The organism is Burkholderia sp. Tr-20355 (assembly GCF_017104685.1).
GTDB classification, from domain to species: domain Bacteria; phylum Pseudomonadota; class Gammaproteobacteria; order Burkholderiales; family Burkholderiaceae; genus Burkholderia; species Burkholderia seminalis.
Window position 1 is genome coordinate 1 of sequence record NZ_JAAGPK010000214.1, and the last position, 11,527, is coordinate 11,527.

Here is an 11,527-nt window from a genome sequence, read left to right on the forward strand (position 1 = left end):
TCATCCATCGGCAGCCACCCGTGCCTCGCCTCGCCTTAGCCCTCTTTCCCCACCCGACGCTCTTCCGATCTGCGCATCCCGCGTTTCGCGGCCGGCAGCACGAGCGTCTGGCCGGCCTCGACCGGCAGGCTCCACCACGAATACACGCGCCGGCCGTCGAGCGTCGCGCCGAATTCGGTGCCGGTGATCGCGATGCGCGTCGCGCGCGGGAAGCGGAACGCGGCGGGGCCGATCGTGATCTCGACGGCCGCCGCGTCGGGGCGGTTGCCGACGAGCCGGTTGCCGACCTCGAGCGCGAGGCCGTCGAGCGCGCCGCCCTGCGCGACGCCGAGGTGGCGTGCGCCGCGGCGCCCGAGATCCTGCACGGTCGACAGCGGGCCGGCGCGCAACACCTCGATGGTGCCCGGTGCGTTGCTCTGGGTCATGATGCGTCGACTCCCGCAATGGTGAAGCGCACGCGATCGCCGGGCAGCAGCAGCGTCGGCTGCGGCCGCGCCGGATCGAACAGCACCTGCGACGTGCGGCCGATCAGCTGCCAGCCGCCGGGCGACGTGGCCGGGTAGATGCCCGTCTGCGCGCCGCCGATGCCGACCGAGCCGGCCGGCACCTCGAGGCGCGGCGCCGCGCGGCGCGGCGTGTGCAGCGATGCGTCGAGGCCGCCGAGATACGCGAAGCCCGGCTGGAAGCCGACGAAGAACACGACGTATTCGCCGGCCGCGTGGCGGGCGACGACCTCGTCGGCCGGCAGGCCCGTGTGCGCGGCGACGGCCGCCAGGTCGGGGCCGGCGGCCCCGCCGTACTCGACCGGGATCTCGACCTCGCGGCCGTCCGCGTGCTCGACGTCGGCCGTCTCCCACGCGTCGCGCAGCGCGGGCGTGAGCGATTCGGCCGTCGCGGCGAGCGCGTCGAACACGATGGTCAGGTTGTTCATGCCGGGCACGACGTCGATCACGTCGGGCCACGCGCGCGCGGCCTCGGCAACGGCCCAGACGCGGCGCTGGCAATCGAGCGTGGCGGGCGGCGGCACCTCGCAGACGAGGGCGGCATCGCCGAGCGGATAAATGCGGGGTTGCGTCATCGGGCTGGCACGGTTCGGACGGCAATGTTAGCGCACATTGTCAATAAGATATCGATAAGTTACCAATAAGCGTTTTCGCCTAGCCCGTATACAGCGGCTTCTGGCGTACACTCGGCACACCCTGACATCCTGCTTGCGCCGCCTTTCCATGAAGCGTCATCCGACCAAGATCGTGTCATCCGAACACCTCGTTTCCGATTCGAGCGCGGAGCTGTCGGAGCTCGAATACGGGCTCATCATGGCCGGCAACGCATTCAACCGCTGGATGGTGCGCTGCATGTCGGCGGCCGGCGCGAAGGACATGACGGCGGTCGAGGTGTCGCTGCTGCATCACGTCAGCCATCGCGAACGCAAGAAGAAGCTCGCCGACATCTGCTTCGTGCTCAATATCGAGGATACGCACGTCGCGACCTATGCGCTGAAAAAACTGATCGCGCGCGGCTATGTGAAGAGCGAGAAGAGCGGCAAGGAAGCCTTTTTCTTCGCGACCGACGCGGGCCGCGAGCTGTGCCTGAAATACCGCGAGGTGCGCGAGCACTGCCTGATCGAGACGCTGAAGGACAGCGGGCTCACCAACGAGCAGATCGGCGACGCGGCGCAGTTGCTGCGCCACGCGTCGGGCCTCTACGACACGGCCGCGCGCGCGGCGGCGTCGCTGTAAACGATTGCCCGGGCGGTTGCGCGCGGCGTTGCGCTGACGGGCCGGCGACGACGATCGCGGCGCCGCGCGCCGCGTCATCCGGCGGCCGGGTAAAGCGCGCCGTCGGTCACGATCCAGCGCAGCGCGAGATCGTGCGCTTCGGCCGGCAGCGCGTCGACGCGGCACGCTTCATAGGCGATGCCGACCGTCACGGGCGGCGCGTCGCCCGGCCACGCGGCGAGCGTGCGGTCGTAGTAGCCGCCGCCGTAGCCGAGCCGGTAGCGCTCCGGATCGAATCCCACACAGGGAATCAGCAACAGGTCGGGCACGACGACGATTCCCGACGCCGGTTCCGGAATCCGGTGATGACCTTCGCGCATCGGCGTGTGCGCATCCCATGCATGGAACGCGAGCGGCGCATGACGCGCGCCGATCACCGGCAACGCGGCGCGCCGGCCGGCGCCCGCCGCGCACCAGGCGAGCACCGCGTCGCGCGCATCGAATTCCCCGGGCAGCGGCCAGTAGAAGCCGACCGTGCGCGGCGCCAGACGGTCGAGCAGCAAGCGCAGGCGGGCGTCGAGCGCGGCGTTCGCGGCGGGCTGCGACGCGGCGTCGCGACGCGCGCCGGACAGCGTTTTGCGCAGCGCAACCTTCGGGTTCGGCACAGGGTTGCGTGCTATGCTTTCGCTCACTTCGTGCTCCATTCAAATCGATGTCGAACAGCCTTTTCCGAGTATATCGCGCGGTCGCGCTGACGCTTTCGGCCGCCGCGCTCGTCGCCGGTACGGCCGCGTGCGCCGCACCGAACGACGACACGGTCGCCGGGGATGACCAGATCTTCGTACAGCTTCGCGAAGCCGCACGCCGCAACGACGCCGCGAAAGCCGCGCAGCTCGCGTCGATGATCCCGAACTATCCGGTCCCGTCCTACGTCGAGTATTTCCAGATCAAGCCGCAGCTGTTCGATTCGACGGGACGCGCGCGCGTCGATGCGCCGGACGCGCCCGTGCAGTCGTTCCTGCAGCGCTACGACGGCCAGGCGATCGCCGACCGCCTGCGCAACGATTACCTGCTCGTGCTCGGCGCGCGCCACGACTGGCGCAACTTCGACGACCAGTACAAGCGCTTCGTGCTCGACGACGACACGCAGGTCAAGTGCTACGCGCTCGAATCGCGCGCGGCGCGCGGCGAGAACGTCGCCGACGCGGCGCGGGCGCTGCTCGTCGAGCCGAAGAACTACGGCGACGCGTGCGTCGACCTGATCACCGCGCTCACCGTCAACCAGCAGTTCACGAGCGACGACGTGTGGCAGCAGGCGCGCCTCGCCTACGAGCAGAACTACACGACGCTCGGCGGCAAGATCGTCGACGCGCTCGGCCCGCGCCCGGTCGGTTTCGACCAGGCGACAAGCGCGCCGCCGCTGTACCTCGCGCGCGGCGTCGGCGCCGACGCGACGTCGCACCAGCTCGCGCTGATCGCACTCGGCCGCATGGCGCGCAACGATCCGGACGCCGCCGCGGGGATGCTGACGACGGTCGCGCCGTCGCTGACCAAGCAGGAACAGGCGATCGCGTGGGGCGCGATCGGCTACCAGGGCGCGATCAAGCGTTCGCCGCTCGCGTCGGTCTGGTATGCGAAATCCACGAACGCGCCGCTGTCGAATCCGGGCTACGAATGGCGCACGCGCGCCGCGCTGCTCGCCGGCAACTGGCCGATGGTGCGCTGGTCGATCGAGCAGATGCCGCCGTCGCTGCGCAACGATCCGGCGTGGATCTACTGGCATGCGCGCGCGCTCAAGCAGAGCGGCGACACGCTGCAGGCGAACCAGGAATTCGAGCAGGTCGCCGGGCAGTTCAACTTCTACGGGCAGCTCGCCGGCGAAGAGCTCGGCCAGCGCACGTCGATCCCGCCGCGCACCAAGGTGAGCGACGCCGAGATCGACGCGATGGGCAAGATTCCGGGCTTCGCGCTCGCGCAGCGCTTCTACGCGCTGAACCTGCGCCTCGAAGGCAATCGCGAATGGAACTGGCCGCTGCGCGGGATGACCGATCGCCAGCTGCTCGCGGCCGCCGAATACGGCAAGCGCGTCGAGCTGCTCGACCGCACGGTCAACACGGCCGACCGCACGAAGGCCGAGCACGACTTCACGCTGCGCTACCCGTCGCCGTACCGCAACATCGTCGAGCGCTATGCGCAATCGACGGGCCTCGACGTCGAATGGGCGTACGGGCTGATCCGCCAGGAATCGCGCTTCATCATCAGCGCGCGTTCGTCGGTGGGCGCGGGCGGCCTGATGCAGCTGATGCCCGCGACGGCCCAGATGGTCGCGAAGAAGCTCGGCATGGGCACGATCACGCGTGCGCAGATGCACGACATCGATACCAACATCCAGCTCGGCACCTGGTATCTGGCGGACATCTACAACAACTTCGACAGCTCGCCGGTGCTCGCCACCGCCGGCTACAACGCGGGCCCGGGCCGGCCGCGCCAGTGGCGCCAGGTGTTGACGCAGCCGGTCGAAGGCGCGATCTTCGCGGAGACGATTCCGTTCAACGAGACGCGCGACTACGTGAAGAACGTGCTGTCGAATACCGTCTACTACGCGGCGCTCTTCGAGGGCAAACCGCAGTCGTTGAAGAAACGTCTAGGCATGATCTCGCCCTGATACGCAATCTTCACACTGCCGCGCGAGACGCGGCAGTGCTCTTTTGAGGTTCCGAACATGGATCGCCAGACCGTCGCGCTGCTGGGCGGCACCGGCTTCATCGGCAGCCGGCTCGTCAATGCGCTGATCGACGCCGGCAAGCAGGTACGGATCGGCACGCGCCGGCGCGACCACGCGCGCCACCTCCAGGTGCTGCCGGTCGAGATCGTCGAGCTCGACGCCCTCGACACGCGCACGCTCGCGCGCTTCGTCGCCGGCGCGCACGCGGCGATCAACCTGGTCGGCGTGCTGCATGGCGGCCGCGGCACGCCGTACGGGCCCGGTTTCGAGCGCGCGCACGTCGCGCTGCCGGCCGCGCTCGCGAGCGCCTGCACCGAGGTCGGCGTGCGGCGCCTGCTGCACATGAGCGCGCTCGGCGCCGATTCGCGCGGCCCGAGCATGTACCAGCGCTCGAAGGGCGACGGCGAAGCCGCGCTGCATGCGGTCGCGGCGACCGATTCGCTCGCGCTGACGATCTTCCGCCCGTCGGTCGTGTTCGGCCCCGGCGACGCGTTCCTCAACACGTTCGCGAACCTGCAGCGCACGGTGCCCGTGCTGCCGCTCGCGATGCCCGATGCGCGCTTCCAGCCGGTGTTCGTCGGCGACGTCGTGCGCGCGTTCGTCAACACCCTCGATCTCGCGGCCGCGCACGGCAAGACCTACGAACTCGGCGGGCCGACCGTCTATACGCTCGAGCAGCTGGTGCGCTATTGCGGCACGCTGGTCGGCCGGCAGGCACGCATCGTGCGGCTGCCCGACGCGCTCGCGCGGCTGCAGGCGCGCGTGTTCGAATGCCTGCCCGGCGAGCCCGTGATCACGCGCGACAACCTCGCGTCGATGTCGGTGCCGAACGTGCTGTCCGGCCCGCTCGCGCCGGAACTCGGGATCTCGCCCGCGAGTCTCGAAAGCATCGCGCCCGCGTATCTCGGCGAAGCGACGAAGCGCTCGCGCTTCGACTGGTTCCGCTCGCGCCGCTAGCGCGCCGCGCGGGGCGCGGACGTTCAGCCCCTTTCCGTTTCCTTTTTGCGTTGTCCGGAAAACCGTCATGAAACTCGTCATTGGTGACAAGAACTACTCGTCGTGGTCGATGCGCCCGTGGGTGCTGCTCACGCATTTCGGCATCCCGTTCGACGAGATCGCGGTCGAGTTGCGCCGCGACGACACCGCCGCGCGCATCCTCGAGTATTCGCCGTCCGGCAAGGTGCCGTGCCTCGTCGACGATCACGGCGTCGCGATCTGGGATTCGCTCGCGATCGCCGAGACGCTCGCCGAGCGCTATCCGCAGTTGCCGATGTGGCCGGCCGACCCGCTCGAGCGGGCGCATGCGCGCTGCGTGTCGGCCGAGATGCACGCGGGCTTCGCGGCGCTGCGCATGCAGATGGGCATGAACGTGCGCGCGTCGATGCCGGGGCGCGGCGCGACGCCGGATGCGCTCGCCGACGTCGCGCGCATCGATGCGCTGTGGAGCGCGTGCCTCGAGGCGTCGGGCGGGCCGTTCCTGTTCGGCGAATTCGGGATCGCCGATGCGATGTACGCGCCGGTGGTGATGCGCTTCAACACGTATGCGCCGGGCCTGTCGCCGGAAGCGGCCGGCTACGCGGCGCGCGTGACGGCGCTGCCGGCCGTGCAGCGCTGGATCGACGCCGCGCGCCGCGAAACGACCGTGATCGCCGAATACGAGCCGACGCCATGAATATCTACGCAGTAGGCGGAGCGATCCGCGACGAATTGCTCGGCGTGCCCGTGCAGGACCGCGACTACGTGGTGGTGGGCGCGACGCCCGAGCAGATGGCCGCGCAGGGGTTCCGGCCGGTCGGCAAGGATTTCCCGGTGTTCCTGCATCCGCAGACGCAGGAGGAGTACGCGCTGGCGCGCACCGAGCGCAAGACGGCGGCCGGCTATCACGGCTTCCAGTTCCACTACGCGCCGGACGTGACGCTCGACGAGGATCTCGCGCGGCGCGACCTGACGATCAACGCGATGGCGCGCGAGGTGAGCCCGGAAGGCGGGCTGGTCGGGCCCGTGATCGATCCGTTCGACGGGCAGGCCGACCTGCGGGCGCGCGTGTTCCGGCACGTGAGCGACGCATTCGTCGAGGATCCGGTGCGGATCCTGCGCATTGCGCGCTTTGCCGCACGGTTCGCGGATTTCACGGTGGCGGACGAAACGCTCGCGCTGATGCGCCGGATGGTCGACGCGGGGGAGGTCGACGCGCTCGTGCCCGAACGCGTATGGCAGGAAATCGCGCGCGGGCTGATGGAGGCGAAGCCGTCGCGGATGTTCGCGGTGCTGCGCGAGTGCGGCGCGCTCGTGCGCATCCTGCCCGAGGTCGACGCGCTGTGGGGCGTGCCGCAGCGGGCCGACTACCACCCGGAAGTCGATACCGGCGTGCACGTGATGATGGTGGTCGACTATGCGGCGAAGCAGCGCTATTCGCTGCCGGTGCGCTTCGCGGCGCTCACGCACGATCTCGGCAAGGCGACGACGCCCGCCGACGTGCTGCCGCGCCACGTCGGCCACGAAGGCCGCAGCGTCGACCTGCTCAAGCCGTTGTGCGAGCGGCTGCGCGTGCCGAACGAGTGCCGCGATCTCGCGCTGGTGGTCGCGCGCGAGCACGGCAACCTGCATCGCGTGATGGAGATGGGCGCGGCCGCGCTGGTGCGGCTGTTCGAGCGCAGCGATGCGCTGCGCAAGCCCGCGCGTTTCGCCGAGATGCTGCAGGCGTGCGAATCGGATGCGCGCGGGCGGCTCGGACTGGATACGCAGCCGTATCCGCAGGCCGAGCGGTTGCGTGTCGCGCTCGCGGCGGCGCGCAGCGTCGATGCCGGCGCGATCGCGCGCGGCATCGGCAACGACGCGGAGAAGATCAAGGATGCCGTTCATCGCGCGCGGATCCAGGCCGTCGCGCAAGCGCTCGAGATCGGCGAATAAGGGCGGCGAACCGGGCGGCGCGCGCCCGCGGCCGCTACGACTTCTTCTTGCGCGCCGGGGTGGCGGCCGCGGCGCGTTTGCCGGGGGCCGCGCGCGGCTTCGCTGAAGCCTGCGGGTCTGCCGTACCGGCCTTGGCCGGCCGTGCCGCATCGGCGCCGCGATCGCCGCGTCGGGTCACGCGCGGCTTACCCGCCGCCGGCTGCCTGATGTCCATCGTCGCCGACACCAGTTCGGCACACCGGTCGTCGAACAGCGGGAGCGTGCCGACCGCGATCAGCTCGGCCGGCCCGTCGCCGACGTTCGCGACCCGATGCCGCTTGCGCGCATCGAAGTGCAGCGAATCGCCGGGCGCCAGCGGGTAAACCTTCTTGCCGATCGTGTAGCAGATGCGGCCGGCCAGCACGTACACGAACTCGTCGCCGCCGTGCGACACCCATTCCGAGCGGTAGCCTTCCATCATCCGCACCTTGAGCGCGTTGACCTGGCTGCCGTCGAAGGTGGTGGAGAGCCGCTCGTACCACTGCGACGTGGCGTCGAGCGCGTACGGCTGGCGGCTGCCTTCGTGCGAATCGGGCTGCGCCTGGCGCGGCTGGTCGATCAGCGCGCCGAGCGGGACGTCGAGCGCCTTGGCGACGTTGACGAGCGAAGACAGCGAGATGCCGGTGAGATGCCGCTCGACCTGCGACAGGAACCCGACCGACAGCTTCGCCTCGGTCGCGACCTCCAGCAGCGTCTTCTTCGCTTCCCGGCGCAGGCGGCGAATGCGCAGGCCGATACGCATGATGTCTGAATCCATGAATCTCTTTCGTGGCAACGAGTCGGCAGGCGAGCGGAGAGGCGGTGCAGTCGCCGGGACTTGCTTTCCGCGCATCGCACGAAGCACGGCCGCCGGGACGGCGATGCCGGCGCATTGTACCGCGCGGTGTCGCCGGGCGATCTGGCGCTGTGCCGGGATCCGCAGCCGTCGTGCCGATTTTAGTCCTACGAAAATTTTAGCTTGACCTCAATTTCAGCGTGCTCTAGATTCTGTCGCGCATCAAACAAAGTTAAGTGAGACAAAAATTCCCCGAGGGCCTGCTGCCGGAACGGCACCGCGGCCCGGCTGCGCGCCGGGCCGTGCGTGATCCGCGTCAGGGCGGCGTGTCGCTTCAGGCATGCGCCATGCCGCGTCACGCCGCCGGCCGCCGACAACAATGAATAACGGGCACACGATGATCGATCGACTGAAATACAGCTTCTCCGGCCTGCCTCCGTACGACGCGTCCGTCGCCGACACGCAGGCCGGCCTGTCGCGCCTGCTCGACGCCGCGCGCCTCGACGCGGTGGTCGTCACGTCGCAGGACGAATACGTGACCGAGTACCTGCCGCGCAGCAACAATCCGCGCTACGCGCTGTCGGGCTTCGACGGGTCGGCCGGCTGCGGGATCTTCCTGAGCGCGGCCACCGCGCAGGCGCTCGGCGTGCCGCCGTTCGTGCTGTTCGTCGATGGCCGGTATCACCTGCAGGCCGAGCAGCAGTGCGATCCGACGCGCGTGCATATCGAGAAGCTCGGGATGAACGTGACGATCTGGCAGGCGATGGCCGACTGGCTGGTCGCGCATGCGAGCCGGCTCGCGCGGGTCGGCTACGACGCGCTGCGGATCAGCGTCGCGCAGCGCGACCGGCTGCTCGCGCAGACGCAGGCCGCGTCGCTCGACTGGACGGGCCTCGCCGATCGCGAGATCGACCGCGCGATCGCGCTGCCGGGCTGGATCGTCGAGCGGCCGATCTTCGAGGTGCCGGAATCGATGACGGGCCTGAGCGTCGCGCAGAACCTCGACACGCTGAACCGCCGGCTCGCCGCGCATACCGGCGCGGCCGACGGCAAGACCGCGTTCTTCTCGTGCGCGTCGGACGATCTCGCGTATCTGCTGAACAGCCGCGGTTATCACATCCCGAATGCGTCGTCGCACCTCGGTTTCCTGTTCGCGGTCGGCGGCCAGGTCGTGCTGTTCCTGCCGGAAGGCTGCGATCGCTGCCCGGTCGCGCTCGATTCGTATCCGGCGCTGCACGTGATCCGCCGCGATGTCGCGGCGCTCGAGCGCTTTCTCGCGCGGTTCGCGGTCGAGCACGTGTGCTACGGCTTCGAATCGGTGAATTGCGCGCTCGTCGACGCGGTGAGCCGCGTGTGGCCGCACGCGCGGCATGCCGATTTCAACCCGGTCGAGGCGATGCGGGCGAGCAAGACGCCGGCGGTGCTCGAGCGCTTCCGCGACGCATTCGCGCGCAGCTCCGCGGCGATCGCCGAGACGATGCGCTGGGCGAAGACCGGCGAGCCGGGCGCCCGCCACACCGAATACGACCTGGCGCGCACGATCAACGACGCGTACGGCGCGCGTTCGGCCGTCGCGTTGACGTTTCCGTCGATCGCGGCGAACGGCGCGAACAGCGCGTTCGCGCACTACACGGCGGCGAGCGCCGGCGTCGAGCTGACGGAAGGCGAGCTCGTGCTGCTCGACAGCGGCGCTTACTACGAAGCCGGCTTCGCGACGGACTGCACGCGCGTCGTGCTGCGCCGCACGCGTCCGGATACGGTGGCGCAGCCGTGGCAGCGCGAGATCTACACCGTCGCGCTGAAGGCCTGCATCAAGGGGCTCGTCGCGCGCTTCCCGAGCACGGCGACGGGCGCCGACGTCGATGCGCTCGTGCGGCAGGTGTGTCGTGACCACGGCCACGATTTCGGCCACGGCACCGGGCATGGCGTCGGGATTCACGTGCACGAGGGCGGCGTGCGGTTCGCGCCGGGCGCGAAGTACGGGCTGGTGCCGAATGCGGTGATTTCGGTCGAGCCGGGCATCTACCTGGCGGGCAAGGGCGGCGTGCGGATCGAGAACATCGTGATCATCCGGCCCGACGACACGCAGCCGGATACCGTGACGTTCGAGAACATCGTGACGGTCGGCTACGACTGGGACCTGATCGATCTCGACCTGCTCGACGACGGCGAGCGCGCGTACCTGCGCGACTACGAGCGGCTGTGCGTGGAGCGCGGCACGCAGGTCACCGCGTGTCCGCTGCTGTAGGCACCGCCGCCCGCGGCGGTCAGTTCAGCAGGCGCGCGCGCACGAACGGCGCGATCCGCTCGGCGAGCCACGCATGCGTGCGCGTCGTCGGGTGCAGCGTGTCCCAGAACACGAAGCGCGCCGGGTCGCGGCAGTCCGCCCGCGGCGTCTGCGCGCCCAGGTAGGTGAGCGACGACGGTTTCGGGATGTCGAGGCACGCGCGCGTCGCGTCGTCGAAGCCGTACCGGGCCGGGTGGCTCAGCAGGTCGTCGAACGGCGCATAGGCGTCGAACACCTCGAGCCGCAGCGCCGCGCCGTAGCGATCGCGCAGCGCGGCGGCCGCGTCGACGAGCCGCCGGTTGTAGTCCCTGACCTGCGCGGCGACGCTCGCCGTGTCGGCGCGGGTCGCGAACACCGGCGCGCGCGACACGTCCGGCAGCGTGACGAGCATGATCCGCGTCGCGCCGGCCGCGGCGAGCCGCTCGAGGCTGTCGCGCACCGCATTCGCCGCCTGCTCGGGCGAGCGCCCGTAGTTCACGAGATCGTTGCCGCCCGCGAACACCGCGAACAGCGTGTTGGCGGGCCGGTAGTCCGGCGCGCGATCCATGTATTCGCGCCACGAGTCGATCTGCTGCACGAGGCCCGGCACGACGAGGTGCTGGTCGGTCGCCGCGCCGCCGATCGCCCAGTTGTAGAACGGCAGCCGCAGCGCGTTGGCGAGATATTCGGCCCACACCGGGCCGTTGCTGAAGCGCCCCGCATGCCAGCTCGTGCCGTTCGGCAGCTTCCACTGGCTCGCGTTGAACATGTTCTGGGTGTCGGACAGGCTGTCGCCGAACACGATCAGCTTGTTGACGCGCGCATCCTGCCGCGCGTCGTCGAGGGTCCACACCGTGTAGTTGAACGACAGCGCGTTGTTGGCCGCGACCGCCTGCGTGAGGCCGGCCTGGATGCCTTTCGCGGCCAGCGTCTTGCGGCACACGTCGGCGAGCGTGTCCTGCGGCGTCGTGCTGTAGAACATGTTCTTCCACTGCGTGACGCCGTCGGCCCACCAGTAGCCGGGCACGCGATACCAGTCGCCGCCGGCCGGGTCGCGCGCCCATTCGTAGGTCGCGGCCGGCTTCAGCGGATCC

General features: G+C 69.8%; 10 protein-coding genes and 1 pseudogene. 6 read left to right on the forward strand and 5 right to left on the reverse strand.

Annotated elements, in window-relative coordinates; all coding sequences use genetic code 11:
* Nucleotides 1-71: 71 nt before the first annotated feature.
* Together G3N62_RS31580 and pxpB are read right to left on the reverse strand one after the other, a co-directional pair.
* Nucleotides 72-425, reverse strand: a pseudogene (locus G3N62_RS31580) (allophanate hydrolase); the annotation flags it as partial.
* Entirely contained in the window at nucleotides 422-1,078 is a 657-nt protein-coding gene (gene pxpB, locus G3N62_RS31585) for a 5-oxoprolinase subunit PxpB (RefSeq protein ID WP_059561538.1), read from the reverse strand. The pseudogene G3N62_RS31580 and the gene pxpB, both read right to left, overlap by 4 nt.
* A 148-nt stretch (nucleotides 1,079-1,226) precedes the next feature.
* Between pxpB and G3N62_RS31590 the strand changes: the two genes are divergently transcribed.
* A complete protein-coding gene (locus G3N62_RS31590; RefSeq protein WP_034190299.1) occupies nucleotides 1,227-1,739 on the forward strand; it encodes a winged helix DNA-binding protein in 513 nt (170 codons plus the stop codon).
* A 74-nt stretch (nucleotides 1,740-1,813) separates the two neighbouring features.
* On the opposite strand, the gene G3N62_RS31595 is transcribed toward G3N62_RS31590, so the two are convergent.
* Nucleotides 1,814-2,422 carry a 5-formyltetrahydrofolate cyclo-ligase gene (locus G3N62_RS31595; RefSeq protein ID WP_051701040.1) on the reverse strand — a complete coding sequence of 203 codons (609 nt, stop codon included), beginning with the start codon at nucleotides 2,420-2,422 and terminating at the stop codon, nucleotides 1,814-1,816.
* An 8-nt stretch (nucleotides 2,423-2,430) separates the two neighbouring features.
* Here G3N62_RS31595 and G3N62_RS31600 point away from each other — a divergent pair, with 8 nt between their 5' ends.
* The 4 genes from G3N62_RS31600 (at nucleotide 2,431) to G3N62_RS31615 (ending at nucleotide 7,353) form a co-directional block, all read left to right on the forward strand.
* Nucleotides 2,431-4,383 carry a lytic transglycosylase domain-containing protein gene (locus G3N62_RS31600; RefSeq protein ID WP_124670511.1) on the forward strand — a complete coding sequence of 651 codons (1,953 nt, stop codon included), beginning with the start codon at nucleotides 2,431-2,433 and terminating at the stop codon, nucleotides 4,381-4,383.
* A gap of 57 nt (nucleotides 4,384-4,440) precedes the next feature.
* Nucleotides 4,441-5,400 carry a complex I NDUFA9 subunit family protein gene (locus G3N62_RS31605; RefSeq protein WP_124670512.1) on the forward strand — a complete coding sequence of 320 codons (960 nt, stop codon included), beginning with the start codon at nucleotides 4,441-4,443 and terminating at the stop codon, nucleotides 5,398-5,400.
* A gap of 67 nt (nucleotides 5,401-5,467) precedes the next feature.
* Nucleotides 5,468-6,115: a glutathione S-transferase family protein gene (locus tag G3N62_RS31610; RefSeq protein WP_124670513.1), complete on the forward strand. Its 648-nt coding sequence runs from the start codon at nucleotides 5,468-5,470 to the stop codon at nucleotides 6,113-6,115.
* Nucleotides 6,112-7,353 (forward strand): multifunctional CCA addition/repair protein, encoded by a 1,242-nt coding sequence (locus G3N62_RS31615; protein ID WP_069707087.1) that lies wholly within the window; start codon nucleotides 6,112-6,114, stop codon nucleotides 7,351-7,353. The genes G3N62_RS31610 and G3N62_RS31615 overlap by 4 nt, the downstream gene beginning before the upstream one ends.
* Before the next feature lie 34 nt (nucleotides 7,354-7,387).
* On the opposite strand, the gene G3N62_RS31620 is transcribed toward G3N62_RS31615, so the two are convergent.
* Nucleotides 7,388-8,149, reverse strand: coding sequence for an XRE family transcriptional regulator (locus G3N62_RS31620; RefSeq protein ID WP_049034916.1), 762 nt, complete (start codon nucleotides 8,147-8,149; stop codon nucleotides 7,388-7,390).
* A gap of 415 nt (nucleotides 8,150-8,564) precedes the next feature.
* Here G3N62_RS31620 and G3N62_RS31625 point away from each other — a divergent pair, with 415 nt between their 5' ends.
* The gene (locus G3N62_RS31625; RefSeq protein ID WP_124670514.1) at nucleotides 8,565-10,415 is read left to right on the forward strand and encodes a M24 family metallopeptidase; all 1,851 of its coding nucleotides are present in this window, start codon (nucleotides 8,565-8,567) and stop codon (nucleotides 10,413-10,415) included.
* Between the two features lie 19 nt (nucleotides 10,416-10,434).
* Here G3N62_RS31625 and G3N62_RS31630 read toward each other — a convergent pair.
* A partial coding sequence (locus G3N62_RS31630; protein WP_206141415.1) for an SGNH/GDSL hydrolase family protein occupies nucleotides 10,435-11,527 on the reverse strand: 1,093 nt, incomplete at its 5' end.